This is a genomic window from Ferrovibrio sp., assembly GCF_019636075.1.
In the GTDB taxonomy this organism is placed as follows: domain Bacteria; phylum Pseudomonadota; class Alphaproteobacteria; order Ferrovibrionales; family Ferrovibrionaceae; genus Ferrovibrio.
In genome coordinates, this window is sequence record NZ_JAHBYG010000007.1 from 59,194 (window position 1) to 75,657 (window position 16,464).

The window sequence follows — 16,464 nt, forward strand, 5'->3', positions numbered from 1 at the left end:
CTTTTAGTGTTTTTCCGCTTTGGCAGGCTTGTGGCTGGATTCGGTCAGCCGGTCCATCAGCGCCAGCAGCACGCCCGACAGCACGAAGCACATATGGATGCCCACCAGCCAGGCCAGTTCTTCGTTGGTCATCGACTTGATGTTCATGAAGGCGCGCAACAGCTGGATCGCCGAAATCGCCACGATGGAAGCCAGCAGCTTCAGCTTGAGGCCGGAATAATCCACCTTGCCCATCCAGTCGGGCCGATCCTTGTGGTTGCCCACATCGATCTTGGAAACGAAATTCTCATAGCCGGAGAAGATCACCAGCAACAGCAGATTGCCGGCCAGCGACAGGTCGATCAATGCCAGGATCGACAGCACCACGTCGCTCTCGCTCATGGTCAGCACGGCGGGCGCCACATGCAGCAATTCCTGGCCGAACTTCACCAGCAGCAGAACCAATGCCAGGCAGAGCCCCAGATAGAAGGGGGCCAGCAGCCAGCGGCTGGCGAAGATCACGCGTTCCAGCATGTGTTCCATGGTTTTTTCCGATTGGGATTTTCATCTGATGAGGCAGGCGGCAATGGCGGCCCGTTCAAACCTCGTGTCCGGGCCGGCCCGGCGCAATCTAGCCAAGCATTGGGGCATAGACCAGAGCCCGGCCTGTCTGCCACACTCCCGCACCCGGATTGAACAAGCATAAGGCAAGGGAGACGGCGATGAGCATGCAGGATTGGACAGCCTATCGTAAGGGCCTGGGCACGGCGGTGGGCAAGCTGGGCGAAATGAACCCGGAGATGATGGCCGCCTATCGTGCCTTGGCCAAATCCGGCAAGCAGACCGGCAATCTGGGCGAGAAGGTGCGCGAATTGATTGCGCTGGGCGTTGCGGTTACCGCGCGCTGCGATGGCTGCATCGCGGTGCATACCGCCGCTGCGCGTAAAGCCGGCGCCACCGAAGGCGAAATCGCCGAAGCCCTGGGCGTGGCGATTGCAGTGAATGCCGGCGCCGCGCTGGTTTATTCCGCCCGCGCCGTGGAAGCCGCCGATCTGCTGGCCCCGGTTGCTGCACCGGTTGCCGCCCCGGCTGCCGCTGCCGATAAGGTGTAACATCATGACCGACCGTTACGCCGCTTATGGCAGCCTGCGTTTCGAACGCCCGGCCGACCGCGTGTTGGAAGTGATCATGGGCCGCGACGATGGCCGCCTGAGCACCGCCGGCCATGACCTGCACCGCGAACTGGCCGAGGTGTGGCGCGATATCGATGCCGATCCCGATGTGGCGGCGGTGATCCTGCGCGGCGCCGGCAAGGGCTTCTCGGCCGGCGGCGATTTTTCGCTGATCGAGGATATGACACAGGATTTCGATGCCCTCACCCGGGTTTGGAAGGAAGCCCGCGATCTGGTTTACAACGTGATCAACTGCTCCAAGCCGATCGTATCCGCCATGCATGGCCCGGCGGTGGGCGCCGGCCTGGTGGCCGGTCTGCTGGCGGATATTCCCATCGCGGCGAAAAGCGCCCGCATCATCGATGGCCATACCAGGCTGGGCGTGGCGGCCGGCGATCATGCCGCCATCATCTGGCCGCTGCTCTGCGGCATGGCGAAGGCGAAATACCATCTGCTGCTCTGCGAGCCGGTGAGCGGCGAGGAAGCCGAGCGTATCGGCCTGGTGGCGCTCTGCACCGAGGAGGCCGATCTGCGGCCCAAGGCGCTGGAGGTTGCCACCCGGCTGGCCAATGGTTCGCCCACCGCGCTGCGCTGGACCAAATATGCGCTCAACAGCTGGCTGCGCATGGCCGGCCCGGGCTTCGATACCTCGCTGGCGCTGGAAATGCTCGGCTTCCGCGGGCCCGATGTGCGCGAAGGCCTGGCCTCGCATCGCGAGAAACGCCCGCCATCCTTCGCCAAGACCGCGCCGTTGTAGAGCGATCGGAGGCATCGCTGTTCGCCCTGCTGGATATCCGCACGCTGTTCGTGATCACCTTCGTGGTCACGGTGGTGCAGGCGATTGCCTGGATGCTGATGTGGCGCAGCAACCGCTCCATTCCCGGCCTCGGGCTATGGACCTGCGGCATCTACATATTGGCGGCTGCCTTCCTGCTTTACATCCTGCGCGGCACGATCCCCGACATGCTGTCGATCACGGTGGGCAATGTCGGCGTGGTGCTGGGCCATGCCTTCATGATCATGGGGATTGCCGATCTGCTGGAACGCCCGCGCCCGCTTTTCATGGCCTGGTTTCCGGTGCCGCTGGTGGCGGTGCTGTGGAGCTACTGGATGGCCACCGATCCCACCAATCTGGGCTTGCGCGTCACCGTTTCCTCCTGCATGTCCACCATACAATACAGCGCCATGTGCTGGGTGATCCTGGGGGCCGACCGGCTTACCCTGGCGGTGCGCGGCCCGCTATCGACGGTGTATGGCATCCATGCCGGTTTGTCGCTGGTGCGTGCGGTGATGACGGCGCATGAACCGGTGTTCGGCGATTTCATGGCCTCCAGCAGCGGGCAATCCTTCTGGGTGCTGGAAATTCTGCTCGCCGGCATCGCGGTGGCGGTGTCTTTCTCGGTGTTGCTGGGCGGGCGGCTGGCGGTGGATCTGGCCGAACGCAATCTTAAACTGGCGGAGGAAGTGGCCGACCGCCGGCACTTGCAGCAAACGCTGTCGGAAGCGCTGATGCGCGAATCCGGCATGCGGCGCGAACAGCGGCAATTCATCGGCTTGATCGGCCGCGAATTCCAGCGGCCATTGCAGACGATTTCCGATGCCGGGCAGGAATTGCGCGGCCAGATCGGCGAGCAGCCGGTGATCCAGCCGCGCCTGGATGCGGTGGCCGATGCGGTGCGCCGCCTGCGGCTGTTGATCGATACCTTCCTGCTGGATGAAAAACTCGCCAGCGGCACTATGGAAATCCGCCAGGATGCCGTGGCGATCGGCGCGCTGCTGCGGCAGCAGGCGACCAGCCAGGCGCAACCGCGGGCGGAACAGCGGCTGCAACTCAGCCTGGCCGAACCCGATCTGGTGGTGGCTGGCGATGCCGCCATGCTGGGCGTGGTGTTCGGCAACCTGTTCGACAATGCGCTGAAATATTCGCCCACCGACCGCGCGGTGGATGTAACGCTGCGGCGCGAGGGCGACGAGGCGGTGGTGACGGTGCGCGATCATGGCATCGGCATTCCCGAACGCGAACTCAGTGCGGTGGGGCGCCGGTTCTATCGTGCCAGCAATGCCGCCGGCGTGCCGGGCACCGGCCTGGGCCTGTATGGCGCCGGCCGGCAGATCCAACTGCATGGTGGCCATTTCGATATCCAGAGCAAGCCCAATGAAGGCACCCGCATCACCGTGCGCCTGCCGCTGCTATCGGCGCTTGCAGACCTGGATGGCGCGGCATGAGCAATCTGGTGGATACCCGCACGTTGGTGGTGGTGCTCGGCTGCATGCTGTTGTTGCAGGTGATGGGCTGGCTGTTGATCTGGCGCATGCTGCCGCGCCTGCCGGGCATAAGGCTGGCGGTATCGGGTTCGCTGCTGCTGTTGCCGGCGATGGCGCTGGTTTCCACGCGCGGCGAATGGAGCGGCTGGTATTCGGTGGTGCTGTCGAATTATCTCGGCATCGGCGGGCTGGCGCTATCCAGCCTGGCGCTGTCGGCCATGCTGGGGCAGAAAACCCGGCCATGGCTGCCCCAGGCGGGCTTTCTGGCGGCGCTGCCGGTCTGGCCGCTATATATGCTGCTGCCGCTGGATCAGGGCGGCATGCTGTCGCTGCTGGCCGGGTTGTTCAGCGGCTATTTCGCTTTTGTGATGGCACGCGACTGCCTGCGCGCCAAGAACGTGCAGCGCGCGGTGGTCTGGCAGCTTGGCGGCCTCAACATATTTCATTGTCTGGTGCAGGCCCTGCGCGGTTGCGATGGCCTGGCGATGCTGCTGCGCGGCACGCCGTTGGTGCCCGCGCCGCTGCAAGGCCTGTGGTTCCTGGAACTGATTCTCTACGCGATCTTCTTTTTCATCGGCGTGATCGGTCTGATCGGCGCCCGTATCGGCATCGAACTGACCGAGCAATACGAAACATTGCAGGAGGAAGCCGCGCTGCGCGGGCGGTTGCAGAACGAACTTACCGTGGCACTGGCGCAGGAAAGCACGGCACGGCGCGAGCAGCGCGACTTCCTCGACATGGTGGGCCATGAATTCCGCACGCCGTTGGCCATCGTGGACCGCGCCGCAGAATTGATGGTGATGAAACTGCCGCCCGAGATGCGCCCCGCCACCGCGCCGCCGCGCCGCACCTTGCGTATCATGCGCAGCGCGGTGCGTCGCCTGCGGCTGTTGATCGATGGCTTTCTCACCGAGGAGCGCTTGCTGCGCGGCGACAGCGTGCCGCGCCAGGAAGTGTTGGCGCCGCTGGATTTCCTGCGCCAGATCCTGCGCGAATTGCCGCCCGAGGATCTCGAGATGATGGCAGCGCTGCCTTTCATCGAGCCGCCGCCGCGTGTCTTGGGCGATCCCGAATTGCTGCGGCCGGCGCTGGCCTATGCGGTGGATCTGGCGTTGTCGCCCGATAGCTGGCGCGGTCCGCCGGCACGGATCGAAATCGCGCCGGAAGCCGGCGGCCTCACCCTCAGCTTCGATCTGCGCGATGCCGAGGCGGGGCGTTTCCAACTGTCCAGCGCGGCGCGGCTGATGCAGGCGCAGAAAGGTCGTTTCTCGGTGCGCGCCAATGCCGATGGCAGCCAGAAGATAATCCTCTGGTTGCCCAGACCGGCGCATTGATCCAGGCGCGAAGCGCAGCTTCCTATGCGCTATATGCCGGGTCAATTTTGATAAAATATTACGGAAGCGCGCGAATTCAGGCGCGGACCCGGCGAATTGCCGGCAAAGCCATTCTATCGGTGTGATAATCGACACCGAAGCGAGCATTCTCTCTTGCGGTGGATAGGTTCTAATTCTATCTCTTGTAGCAGTAGGGGCGCAAAAAATGCGTCTGCTCCGTAGCGACTTAGGCTGCAAAGCTGCAACTTACGGCGGAATCGTATGTCGATGGACGGCAAGGCGCAGCATGGCGGGAATACGGGCCCGGATACGGGTGCCGCCGAAACGCTGAATGCCAATCCCAGTATCCGCGCTTTCCTGCAGGCCGCGGCTTTGCATGCCCGCTTCACCGCGAATCTGCCCAAGGCGCAGCGCATGATTCTGCGCTCCACCGATCTCAATGGGCTTTCGGCGCAGAATCTCGATCTGCGCGGCGCCGTGCTGGCCGGCAGCATGCTCACCAATGCCATGCTGCGCGGCTGCCGCTGCGATGCCGCCGATCTGTTCGGCACCGATTTCCAGAACAGCGACCTAGCCGGCGTGAGCCTGGTGCGCGCCGATCTGCGCGGCGCCAACCTGATGAGCGTGAAACTCACCGATGCGGTGCTGCGCGATGCCGATCTGCGGCCGGGCCAGATCGTGCGCTGGAAGGATGGCCGCGAGCAGAACGAAGACCGCGTCACCAACCTGTCGAATGTGCAGATCGATCGCGCCGATTTCAGCGGCGCCGATCTGTCGCAGGCGAACATGAAGCTGTCTTCGGCGCGCGATGCCAAATTCACCCGTGCCAACCTGTTCGCGGTCAATCTCGCCGGGGCGGATCTGAGCGGCGCGGATTTCGCCGGCGCCAAGCTGCGCGAGGTTACGCTGACCGGCGCGGTGGTGGCGGGCGCCAATTTCGAGGGCTGCGATCTCTCGGGCGCCAATCTGCGCAATGTCGATCTCAGCCAGGCGAATATTTTCGGCGCCAATCTCAACGGGGCGATCCGCCGCCGCACCAGCGCCTCGCTGCCGGAATGGCTGAAGCCGCTGATCGAGGCCCATAGCCTGTGGATCAACACTTCGGGCCAGAGCGGCCAGCGGCTGGATCTGGGCGGCCGCTCGCTGATCGGGCTGGATCTTGGTGCCGCCGACCTGCGGGCCGCCATGCTGCGCGCCGCCGATCTGCGCGATGCCATCCTGGCCGATGCCGACCTCACCCTGGCCGACCTGTCGGACGCCCAGATGATGAAGGCAATCCTGGATGGCGCAGTGGCCGATGGCGCCAATTTCAGCGGTGCCAATCTCAGCAACGCCAAGCTGCGCGGCACCAAGTTCGAGCCGGTGCCGCTGCGCGATCCCGCCGGCAAATCCACCGGCCGGTCCTGGCCGGCCAATCTGAGCAATGCCGACCTGAGCCGGGCCGATCTGCGCGGCAGCCGGCTGAGCCATGCCAAGCGTTCGGGCATCAAACTGGATGGCGCCAACACCGCCGGCTGTGATATTTGACGGCAGATCGGCGGAAATGCGGGGGGGTTATCAGTGCACAGTCTCGATATTGCCGACGGTTTTTCCTATAGTGATGCCATGATCGCAAAAACCCAACCGCCAACCCAGCCCTCGGCCGAGCCGCGTATCCGCATCTGCGTGGTGGAGGATGAGCCTTCGCTGCGGGTGGATTTGGTCGATTATCTGGAGGCCCATAACTACGCTGCCTTCGGCTGCGCCAGCGCGGCTGAATTCCGCGCCAGCCTGGCCGAACAGGGCACCCCGGATATCGTGCTGCTGGATGTGAACCTGCCCGATGGCAATGGCTTCGACCTGGCCCGCGATCTGCGCGCGCGCTCCACCTGCGGCATTGTGATGCTGACCATGCGTTCGGCCGCCGACGACCGGGTGGAAGGCCTGGAAAGCGGCGCCGATGCCTATCTGGTGAAGCATGCCTCGCTGCGCGAAATCGATGCCACGCTGCGCTCGGTGCAGCGCCGGCTGGAAAGCACCCGCCCAGCCGCTGTCGCCGAACCGGCCGCCGATACCTGGCAGTTCCAGCCGGTGCTGTGGCAATTGCTCACCCCGGGCGGTGCCGTCGTGAAGCTGACCGGCAGCGAAGTGGCCTTCCTCACCGCGCTGATCGAACGCGCCGGCAAGCCCTGCCCGCGCGACGAAATCGTGCGCATGCTGGCCCGTCCCAGCCTGCGGATCGAAGACCGCTCGATCGACGCCCTGGTGCGCCGCCTGCGCCGCAAGATCGCCGAAGTGGCCGGCGGCGATGTGCCGATCAAGATGGTGTATGGCGTGGGCTACAGCTTCGCCGCCCCGGTGCGCAGCGTGGAAACCCCGCCGCAGGGGTGACGGCTTGCGCGGCTTTCGCTAAGGCCATATCGCGTTACGGCACGATCGGCGCGCTGGGTATCGTGTCGGCGCGTTGCCGGCGCAGGCCCAGGGTTTTGATGCGCGAGGCCAGCGTGGTGGGTTTCACGCCGAGCAATTCCGCCGCGCCGCCGGGGCCGAATATCTTGCCGCCGCAGGCATCCAGGGCCGCGCGGATATGGTCGCGGTCGCGGCGGCGGCGCTCGCTCTCGGTCAGCCAATCCGGTTCCGCCCATTGCCCATTGCGCTGGGCGGTATCGTTGCGCGGATTGGGCGGTTCCGGCGCTTCCGTATCCGGCAGGTCGATACGCAGTCGGCCCTGGCGCGCCAGAATCGCGGCGCGTTCGATCACGTTTTCCAATTCACGCACATTGCCCGGCCAGTCATAGCGCGTCAGCCGCCGGATATCGCCTTCGGTGAGGCGCAGGTCGGCGCTGTCCAGCTTGCGATGCGCGCCGCGCAGGAAATGCAGGGCCAGCAGCGGAATATCCTCGCGCCGCTCGCGCAAGGGTACGCTCTGGATCGGCACGACGTTGAGGCGGAAATACAAATCCTCGCGGAAACGGCCGCGCCGCACTTCCTCGCGCAGGTCGCGGTTGGTGGCGGCGATCACCCTCACATCCACATTGCGGGTGCGTTCCTCGCCCACGCGTTCGAATTGGCCCTCCTGCAGCACACGTAGCAATTTGCCCTGCAATTCCAGCGGAATCTCGCCCACTTCATCCAGGAACAGCGTGCCGCCATCGGCCAGCTCGAAGCGGCCGATGCGATCCCGCAGCGCGCCGGTGAAGGCGCCGCGCACATGGCCGAAGAATTCGCTCTCGAACAATTCGCGCGGGATGGCGGCGCAATTCACCCGGATCAGCGGGCGGTCCGAGCGTTTGCTGGCTTCGTGGATGGCGCGGGCGATCAATTCCTTGCCGGTGCCGCTCTCGCCGCTGATCAGCACGGTGGCATCGGTGGGTGCCACCAGTTCGATCTGCCGCAGGATATTCTGGATTGCCGCCGAGCCGCCGATGATGCCGCGATGCTTGGCTTCCAGCTTGATCTCTTCCTGCAGATAGGCGTTTTCCAGTTCCAGGCGCTGGCGCAGGCTTTCCACTTCCTCCAAAGCCGCGCGCAGTTTTTCTTCCGCCTCGCGTTTGTGGGTCACGTCGCGGAACACCACCACCGCGCCCACCACGGCGCCGCGGTCGCGGATCGGCGTGGAGGTGTATTCCACCCAGATCGGCTTGCCATCGCGGCGCCAGAATACTTCGTCGTCCACCGTATGCACTTCGCCGTCGCGGAAGGCGGCATAGATCGGGCAATCATGGCCGGGATAGGGATTGCCGTCGTGCCGCGTGTGATGCACGCGCGAATGGATGTTGTGGCCCACCAAGTCTTCCGCCGACCAGCCGAGCAGGCGCTCTGCGGCCGGGTTGACGAAGGTGGTCTTGCCTTCCGCGTTCACGCCATAGATGCCTTCGCCGGCAGCGCTGAGGATGAGTTGATTCTCGCGCTCCATGTCGCGGAAAAACCGTTCCACCCGCTGCCATTCGGCGATGCCGTCGCGCAGATAGGCATCGGCCTCGGCATCCACGCTGCGGCGGCGGCGCTCTTCCAGATCGGAGAGGGTGAAGAGCAGCATTTCCGGTTCGCCGGCGCGGCGCGGCAGCGGGGCTGCGCTGTATTCCAGCTTCAGCGTCTTGCCGCTGGCATGTTTGGGGGTGAGGTCGCGGGTCCAATGCCCGCCCAGATTCAGCGCCGCCTCGGTGAACACGATCAAGGCCGGCATCTGCTCGGGATGCAGCAGGCTCAGCCGGCTGTCGCGCAAGGCCGAGCGGTGATAGCCCAGCAACCGGCAGGCCGCCGGATTGGCATCCAGGATGCGGTCGGCCATCGGGTCCAGCACCAGCATGGCCTCGGTATGGGCCTCGAAGGCGGGCCCGAAGCGGCTGGCTTCCTGGGCGATTTCGGGCATGCCTGTTCCCCCGGAGAATGGCCTCACAATCTACGAAACATCGTAATCGCAATTACGAAACTTCGTAAAGTACGAAATTTCGTAATACGTGTTTTCCCGCATGTTTCCGGCAAATCGCCGGCCTGCCGCGATAAACGCGCCAGAGCATGGGCTGGCACGATGCTTGCTGAATGTCATGCAGAACCGGAGAGACGTCTTCGGGCCAAAAACAAGGAGGCAGCTGCATGTCGTTGTTCCAGGATCCCTTCGACGCCAAGTCCGAATTGGCGGCCTGCCCCTGCGGCAAGCACCATTCGCTGTCCGAACATGATGCCGCGGTGGCGGCCTGGCAGCATGAAGCCCAACTGCGCACCGCCGCCGACGAGGAAAAGCGCCTCACCAATGCGGTGGACCAGGCCGTGGTGCGCGCCTTGCTGCCCAACGATGCCACCCGCCGCCGCGTGTTGCATGCCATCGGCGCCGGCACCCTGCTGGCCGCCATCGAACAATTCTTCCCGCTGGGCCATGCCCGCGAGGCTTTCGCGCAATCGGGCAAAATCGAAAAGACCGATCTCAAGGTCGGCTTCATCCCGATCACCTGCGCCACGCCGATCATCATGGCGCATCCCATGGGCTTCTATTCCAAGCATAGTCTGAATGTGGAAGTGATCAAGACCGCCGGCTGGGCGGTGGTGCGCGACAAGGCGCTGAACAAGGAATACGACGCCGCGCATATGCTGTCGCCGATGCCGCTGGCGATCACCACCGGCACCGGCTCGAACCCGATCCCCTACACCATGCCGGCGGTGGAGAATATCAACGGCCAGGCCATCACCCTGGCGATGAAGCATAAGGACAAGCGTGATCCGAAATCCTGGAAGGGTTTCAAATTCGCCGTGCCGTTCGATTATTCGATGCATAATTATCTGCTGCGCTATTACCTGGCGGAGCATGGCATCGACCCCGATACCGATGTGCAGATCCGTTCGGTGCCGCCGCCGGAAATGGTGGCCAATCTGCGCGCCGACAATATCGACGGCTTCCTGGCGCCCGATCCGGTGAATCAGCGCGCGGTGTATGACGGCGTGGGCTTCATTCATATCCTGTCGAAGGAAATCTGGGATGGCCATCCCTGCTGCGCTTTCGCTGCCAGCCAGGAATTCGTCACCACCATGCCGAATACCTATCAGGCCTTGCTGAAGGCGATCATCGAAGCCACGGCTTACGCGACCAAGCCGGAGAATCGCAAGCAGATCGCCGAAGCCATCGCGCCGGCCAATTATCTCAACCAGCCGGTGACGGTGGTGGAACAGGTGCTGACCGGCACATTCGCCGATGGTTTGGGCAAGGTGCAGAAGGTGCCCGACCGCATCGACTTCGCACCTTTCCCCTGGCACAGCTTCGCGGTCTGGATCCTCACCCAGATGAAGCGTTGGGGCCAGCTCAAGGGCGATGTGGATTACAAGAAGGTGGCCGAGCAGGTCTTCCTTGCCACCGATGCCGCCAAGCTGATGAAGGAAGTCGGGCTTGCCCCGCCCACCAGCACCTATTCATCGTTCAAGGTGATGGGCAAAACCTTCGATCCCGCCAAGCCGAAGGAATATATCGACTCCTTCGCCATCAAGCGGATCTGAGGCACGCCCAGCATGAAGATGTCCTTCCGCCTCCGCGCCGCGGTTCTGTCCGTTGCCCTGCTGGTTGCCATGTTGGCGACCTGGCAGGTGGCCACAATGGGCAGCGGCACGGCGGCGGATATGGATCCCGAATATGCCAAGCTGATGGGCCTCACGGCTACGCAAGGCAAATCCGCCATGCCGGGCCCATTGGATGTGGGCAAGATTCTGTGGAAGCACCTGGCCGATCCTTTTTATGTGAAAGGCCCGAACGATCAGGGCATCGGCATTCAGCTTGCCTATTCCATCGGCCGCGTGGCGCTGGGTTTTTTCCTGGCGGTGATCGTGGCGGTGCCGCTGGGATTCCTGATCGGCCTGTCGCCGTTATTCCGCCAGGCGCTGGACCCGTTCATCCAGGTGATGCGTCCGGTCTCGCCTTTAGCCTGGATGCCGCTGGCGCTTTACACCATCAAGGATAGCGGCATCTCCTCGATCTTCGTGATTTTCATCTGCTCGGTCTGGCCGATGCTCACCAACACCGCGTTTGCGGTGGCCAATGTGCGCAAGGAATGGCTCAACGTGGCGCGCACCCTGGAAGTGAGCACGCTGCGGCGCATCTTCCGCGTGATCCTGCCGGCAGCGGCGCCCACCATCCTCACCGGTATGCGCATCTCGATCTCGATTGCCTGGCTGGTGATCGTGGCGGCCGAAATGCTCGTGGGCGGCACCGGCATCGGCTATTTCGTCTGGAACGAGTGGAACAATCTTTCGATTGCCAATGTGATCAACGCCATCCTGTTCATCGGCGTGATCGGCATGGCGCTGGATCAATTGCTCGGCTGGGTTACCCGGCTGGTCACCTATCCGGAATAGGCCGCCATGACCCAGCCTTTCATCGCCATGCAGGATCTGGCCCGGCGCTTTCCCGCGCCGGATGGCGGCAGCACAACGGTATTCGAGCAATTCTGGCTCGGCATCGAGCGTGGCGAATTCGTCTGCATCATCGGCCATTCCGGCTGCGGCAAAACCACCGTGCTGAATATCCTGGCCGGGCTGGATCAATCATCGGCCGGCGCCATCCTGATGGAAGGCAAGCCGGTGGATGGCCCCAGCCTGGATCGTGCCGTGGTGTTTCAAAGCCATGCCTTGATGCCCTGGATGAGCGTGGAGGAGAATGTCGCCTTCGCGGTCTCGTCGCGCTGGCCCAAGCTGAAGCATGCCGAGGCGCTCAAGCATGCGCATAAATACATTGCCATGGTGGGCTTGGCCGGTGCGGAAAAGAAAAAGCCGGCGCAGCTATCGGGCGGCATGAAGCAGCGCGTGGGCATCGCGCGCGCGCTCAGCATCGAGCCGAAGATGCTGCTGATGGATGAGCCCTTCTCGGCCTTGGATGCACTCACCCGTGGGACATTGCAAGACGAAGTGCTGCGCATCCGCGCCGGCAGCGACCTCACGGTGTTCATGATCACCCATGATGTGGATGAAGCGATCCTGCTGGCAGACCGCATCGTGCTGATGACCAACGGACCGAATGCGCGGGTGGCGGAAGTGCTGGTCAATACGCTGCCGAAGGATCGCCAGCGCGAAACCCTGCACGAGCAGCCGGACTATTATCCGATCCGCAACCATCTGCTGGATTTCCTGGTGCGGCGCTCGAAGAATTTCGTGCCGCCTGCCGGTTACGATCCGCGCAAGCCGCCGCATGTTACGGCTGGCAAAGCGGGCGGTATCGTTGATGCCGCAGATTGATTAAGTGTCGTCCACGGAGAGAACGCCATGAAGCGCAGTGAAGTGACCGAAAAGATCCTCGATGCCAAGCGCCTGAAGGGCCTGAGCTGGAAGGAGATCGCCAAGAAGATCGATCCGAAGCAATCGGAAATCTTCCTCACCGCCGGCCTGCTCGGCCAGATGAAACTGACCCCGGATCAGGCCAAGAAAACCGCCAAGCTGTTCGGCCTTGGCAAGCTGGAAGAGATTCTGCTCACCGAAGCGCCCTATCGCGGCTCGCTGCCGCCGGGCCCGCCCACCGATCCGCTGATCTACCGCTTCTACGAATTGGTGCAGGTTTACGGCACCACCTGGAAGGAATTGATCCAGGAAGAATTCGGCGACGGCATCATGTCTGCCATCGATTTCAACATGACGATGGATCGTCAGCCCGATCCCAAGGGCGACCGCGTGAAGATCGTGATGACCGGCAAATTCCTCGATTACAAACGGTATTGATTCGAAGGCAAGATCGTCGTCGTTCCGCTATTCGTCATGCCCGTAAAACAAGTGCGGGCATGACGGGTTGTGGACGTGACGATGGTCAGGTTGCCGTAAACCGCACGCGCAGCAGGCGGGCGGCATCCAGGCGCAGCAATACGTGGCTGTCGTCCAGCAGGGCATCGCCGGAATCCGGCGGTGCGTCGCTGTCGGGCGCCACCACCGATACATCGCAGGCCAGGCCGCAATCGCGGCGCAGCATCACGTTGATCACCGTACTGGCGCCGGCCGCGAGTTTGAAATCCAGCAATCGCCCGCCATCGAAATGCAATGGCAGGAAAGGCCGGCGCAGCATCACGGTTTCGCCGTCGTCATGGAAACGCAGCGCGCCGCCTTCGCCTTGAATCAAGGTGATCCAGCGATCATAGCCGGCGAAGACCGAGAATTCGGAATCGCGCACGATGGCGGCGCGGCTCACCCGCCAGTGGAAGGCATCGTCGGCTGTATCCTGCGGTTGGCTGGCGATATCCCAGGTCACGCCCAGGCCGTTGCGCCAGGGCCGCGCACGCTGTTCGGCCTGCCGCAATAGCTTCATGCCGGGCAGCTTCATGCCGCCACGCGGGTGAGCGCCCATTTCAGCACCAGCGGTTCGCCGGCCACCGAGCCTGCCATCACGATCTGCTGGCTGCGGCGCTGTTCACCGTTCTGGCCGAAATACACACCATGCTCCAGCCGCACCACGCCGCCCTGGCCGCGCCAGCGCCAGCCCTGGCCGGATGCGGATTTCAGCAGCACGGTATCGCCATTGCCCAGCGCCGAGGCCTGCACGCCGGGATGCAGATGAAAGCGCAGGGCCACGCCGAACGGGCGTTCACTGCTGCCGCCATCCACGCTGTCTTCGCCGCGCAGATCGTCGCCACTGGCATTCAGATACAGCCGCCGGCGATGCAATGCACCAAAGCCCGGGCGCCAGCCATCATGTTCGGCTTCCAGCCAGGTATGGCCATCCTGTTCGTTGCGTTCCACCTTCACAGTGAAATTCGCCGCCGGCACCGCCTGGTCGATACACAGCGTGCTATGGGCGGCCGGTCCGGCCAGGGCGCGCAGCCAATCGCCGCCGGCGCGGCGGGTATCGCCGCAATTCACCAGCAGGCGATCCTTGCCCCAGGAGAATTCCATCGCCAGCGGTGCGGCATGGGGCCGGCTGCCGGGTTCGTTCAAAGGCGGTGCGCCGCTATCCAGCAGCAGCAAGGCGCGTTTGGCGGTGAGGCGTTCGAAACCCGATGCGGCGGCGCTGGCCGGCGGCTTGCCATGTTTGCCCTGCAATTGCGCTTCCGACAGTGCCAGCGCACGATCCACCGCGCCATGGGGTTCTTCCTCGGCGCCATGGAACAGCGCCAATCCGCCATCGCCGTGGCGGAAGAAGCGCAGCATGGGTGCCATGCGGTCCTGCAAGGCCAGCAAGGGCCCTGAGGTTTCCGCCTGCAGCAGCGCCAGATATTGATGCAGGCCCACGATATCGCGGAATTGCCGCAGCAGCCGGCTGGGATTGCGGCCGCGCGGCCCGCCATCGCCGCGCAACTGCGCCTGCCAGGCTTCGATCAGCAGCGGAAATGCGGGTTCGCCCCAGGCTTTCCAGCCTTCAGGCAGGCTGGCGGCGGCATGCACCAGGCCCAGCAAGGCCTCGCTGCGCGCCAGCGGATCGCGTTCCAGCTTGGCCACGCGGCCCAGATGGGTGGTTTGCCGCGCCACGCTCAGCAGCAGGTCGTGGCCGAAATGCGCATCGGCGCCATCCAGCAGGAAATGCCCGTTGCGCAGCCAGCTGACCAGCCGGCGACCCAGCACCGGCGCCGCCCAGGCGCGGGCATCCCAGTGATGATGATGCTTGATCCAGCTATGCACCAGGCTGCGGCTCATCCGCCGCGCCATGTCGCCGCCCTGGGCGAAAAAATCATCCAGCCAGGTGAAGCCATGCAGATTGGCGGCCCAGCTTTCCGCGCTTTCGGCATCGGCATCCAGCCGTTCGATGCCGATATCCCAGGGGGCTGCATGGGGCGACACGATTTCCAGCCCGGCGAAATCGAAGCGGCCCTGAAACAGCTTGTCGGCGCGCGCCGGCTGGCCCGGCCAGGGATTGTCGGGCAGATGCGGAAATTCCAGCGGCGCCTGGCGCGGCAGCAGCGCGCCATAGAGCGGCGAGCCGAATAACAGCTTGTGCAGGCGATATGCCAGGCCGTCGGGCAAGGCCTTACCCTCAGGCCTTCAGCCTGGCGATATTGCCGGCATAATTCTGCGGTCCGCCCTGAAAGCCGGCGGTGCCGGCCACCAGCACATCGGCGCCGGCCGCCACCGCCAGTTTCGCGGTTTCGGCATTGATGCCGCCGTCGATTTCCAGGTCGATCTCGCGGCCCGTGGCATCGATCGCCGCGCGCAGGCGCTTCACCTTCTCAAGCTGGCTGGGGATGAAGGCCTGGCCGCCGAAACCGGGATTCACGCTCATCACCAGCACCAGGTCCAGCATGTCCAGCACCGCCAGCGCGGTTTCCACCGGGGTGCCGGGATTGAGCGACAGGCCGGCCTTCTTGCCCAGGGATTTGATCAGCTGCAGCGTGCGGTGCACATGCGCGCCGGCTTCCGGATGCACGGTGATGATATCGGCGCCGGCCTCGGCGAATTGCGGCACGAAGGCATCCACCGGCGAAATCATCAGATGCACATCGAAGGGCTTGGCGGTGTGTTTGCGCAGCGCCTTCACCACGGCGGGGCCGATGGTGAGGTTGGGCACGAAATGGCCGTCCATCACATCGATATGGATGTAATCCGCCCCGGCGGCATCGATGGCGGCCACTTCCTCGCCCAGCTTGGCGAAGTCGGCCGACAGGATGGAAGGGGCGATGCGGGTGGCGCGCTGCATGCGGGGCGCTTTCCTAGATAATGGCAAGTCATTGGAGAATATAGCCGAGATGGGGGATTTGGGCCACCGCCGCGGCCATTTTGCGTGGCCGCGCGCTAATTTGTGTCCAGCAGCGCTTTCAGCTTGGCCAGTGCCAGCCGGATGCGGGATTTCACCGTACCCAGCGGCAGGTTTTCCCGCATGGCGATATCGCGGTGAGACAAATCCTGAAAAAACGCCAGACGCAGCAGGCTGGCCTGTTCCGCCGGCAGCCCGGCCAGGGCCTCGCGCAGGCGGTCTTCCTGCTGGGCGCGGTCGATGCCAGTGTCGGGGGCGGGTTCCGGATCGGGCTGGAAGGCCGGGTCGGCCGGATCGAATTCCGGGCGCGCCTCGCGGCGGATACGGTCGATCCGCTTGTTGCGGGCGATGGTGAACAGCCAGGTGGCCACGCTGGCCTGGGCCGGATCGAAGGTTTCGGCCCGGCGCCACAGGGTGATCAGGCTGTCCTGGGCGATATCCTCGGCCACGTCTTCGGCCACGCCCTGGCGCTGCAGAAAGCCCTTCAGGCGTGGCGCAAAATAATCGTAGAGCGCCGCGAAGGCTTCGCGGTCGTTCTGCGTGACTATGGCATGTAGCAGGCTGGCTTGCCGCGCCCTGTCCATTATCCTGT

16 protein-coding genes are annotated in these 16,464 nt (G+C 64.0%); 10 read left to right on the plus strand and 6 right to left on the minus strand.

Going from position 1 to position 16,464, the window contains the following annotated elements:
* Nucleotides 1–3 precede the first annotated feature (3 nt).
* Nucleotides 4–522, minus strand: a complete 519-nt coding sequence (locus KF827_RS05065) for a TIGR00645 family protein (RefSeq protein ID WP_291001254.1) — start codon at nt 520–522, stop codon at nt 4–6.
* Nucleotides 523–767: 245 nt separating this feature from the next.
* Between KF827_RS05065 and KF827_RS05070 the strand changes: the two genes are divergently transcribed.
* The 6 genes from KF827_RS05070 to KF827_RS05095 all read left to right on the plus strand — a co-directional run bounded on the left by KF827_RS05070 (nt 768) and on the right by KF827_RS05095 (nt 7,120).
* Complete coding sequence (locus tag KF827_RS05070; RefSeq protein ID WP_367273119.1) at nt 768–1,091, plus strand: carboxymuconolactone decarboxylase family protein; 324 nt, start codon at nt 768–770, stop codon at nt 1,089–1,091.
* 4 nt (nt 1,092–1,095) lie between these two features.
* The gene (locus tag KF827_RS05075) at nt 1,096–1,908 is read left to right on the plus strand and encodes an enoyl-CoA hydratase/isomerase family protein (protein ID WP_291001257.1); all 813 of its coding nucleotides are present in this window, start codon (nt 1,096–1,098) and stop codon (nt 1,906–1,908) included.
* A gap of 50 nt (nt 1,909–1,958) precedes the next feature.
* The gene (locus tag KF827_RS05080) at nt 1,959–3,377 is read left to right on the plus strand and encodes a HAMP domain-containing sensor histidine kinase (protein ID WP_291001260.1); all 1,419 of its coding nucleotides are present in this window, start codon (nt 1,959–1,961) and stop codon (nt 3,375–3,377) included.
* On the plus strand, nt 3,374–4,750 hold the full coding sequence (locus KF827_RS05085) for a HAMP domain-containing sensor histidine kinase (RefSeq protein WP_291001263.1): 1,377 nt from the start codon (nt 3,374–3,376) through the stop codon (nt 4,748–4,750). The genes KF827_RS05080 and KF827_RS05085 overlap by 4 nt, the downstream gene beginning before the upstream one ends.
* 261 nt (nt 4,751–5,011) lie before the next feature.
* The gene (locus KF827_RS05090) at nt 5,012–6,277 is read left to right on the plus strand and encodes a pentapeptide repeat-containing protein (RefSeq protein WP_291001266.1); all 1,266 of its coding nucleotides are present in this window, start codon (nt 5,012–5,014) and stop codon (nt 6,275–6,277) included.
* Between the two features lie 33 nt (nt 6,278–6,310).
* Nucleotides 6,311–7,120: a response regulator transcription factor gene (locus KF827_RS05095; RefSeq protein WP_291001269.1), complete on the plus strand. Its 810-nt coding sequence runs from the start codon at nt 6,311–6,313 to the stop codon at nt 7,118–7,120.
* A gap of 34 nt (nt 7,121–7,154) precedes the next feature.
* On the opposite strand, the gene KF827_RS05100 is transcribed toward KF827_RS05095, so the two are convergent.
* Entirely contained in the window at nt 7,155–9,101 is a 1,947-nt protein-coding gene (locus KF827_RS05100; protein ID WP_291001272.1) for a sigma 54-interacting transcriptional regulator, read from the minus strand.
* A gap of 224 nt (nt 9,102–9,325) precedes the next feature.
* On the opposite strand from KF827_RS05100, the gene KF827_RS05105 reads away from it, so the two are divergent.
* The 4 genes from KF827_RS05105 to cynS are packed head-to-tail and all read left to right on the plus strand — an operon-like array spanning nt 9,326 to nt 12,919.
* Nucleotides 9,326–10,714, plus strand: coding sequence for a CmpA/NrtA family ABC transporter substrate-binding protein (locus KF827_RS05105; protein ID WP_291001275.1), 1,389 nt, complete (start codon nt 9,326–9,328; stop codon nt 10,712–10,714).
* 12 nt (nt 10,715–10,726) lie between these two features.
* On the plus strand, nt 10,727–11,566 hold the full coding sequence (gene ntrB, locus KF827_RS05110) for a nitrate ABC transporter permease (RefSeq protein WP_291001280.1): 840 nt from the start codon (nt 10,727–10,729) through the stop codon (nt 11,564–11,566).
* 6 nt (nt 11,567–11,572) lie between these two features.
* A complete protein-coding gene (locus KF827_RS05115) occupies nt 11,573–12,442 on the plus strand; it encodes an ABC transporter ATP-binding protein (protein WP_291001283.1) in 870 nt (289 codons plus the stop codon).
* 27 nt (nt 12,443–12,469) lie between these two features.
* Nucleotides 12,470–12,919, plus strand: coding sequence for a cyanase (gene cynS / locus KF827_RS05120; RefSeq protein WP_291001286.1), 450 nt, complete (start codon nt 12,470–12,472; stop codon nt 12,917–12,919).
* Between the two features lie 85 nt (nt 12,920–13,004).
* Here the strand turns inward: cynS and KF827_RS05125 are convergent, their stop codons facing one another.
* From KF827_RS05125 to KF827_RS05140, 4 genes are all read right to left on the minus strand, one after another.
* On the minus strand, nt 13,005–13,535 hold the full coding sequence (locus KF827_RS05125) for a HutD family protein (RefSeq protein ID WP_291001289.1): 531 nt from the start codon (nt 13,533–13,535) through the stop codon (nt 13,005–13,007).
* Entirely contained in the window at nt 13,508–15,145 is a 1,638-nt protein-coding gene (locus KF827_RS05130; protein WP_291001292.1) for a heparinase II/III family protein, read from the minus strand. Before KF827_RS05130 ends, KF827_RS05125 begins: the two co-directional genes overlap by 28 nt.
* Nucleotides 15,146–15,155: 10 nt before the next feature.
* Nucleotides 15,156–15,815 (minus strand): ribulose-phosphate 3-epimerase, encoded by a 660-nt coding sequence (rpe, locus tag KF827_RS05135; RefSeq protein ID WP_291001295.1) that lies wholly within the window; start codon nt 15,813–15,815, stop codon nt 15,156–15,158.
* Between the two features lie 95 nt (nt 15,816–15,910).
* Nucleotides 15,911–16,456, minus strand: coding sequence for a sigma-70 family RNA polymerase sigma factor (locus KF827_RS05140; protein ID WP_291001298.1), 546 nt, complete (start codon nt 16,454–16,456; stop codon nt 15,911–15,913).
* Nucleotides 16,457–16,464: the final 8 nt, after the last annotated feature.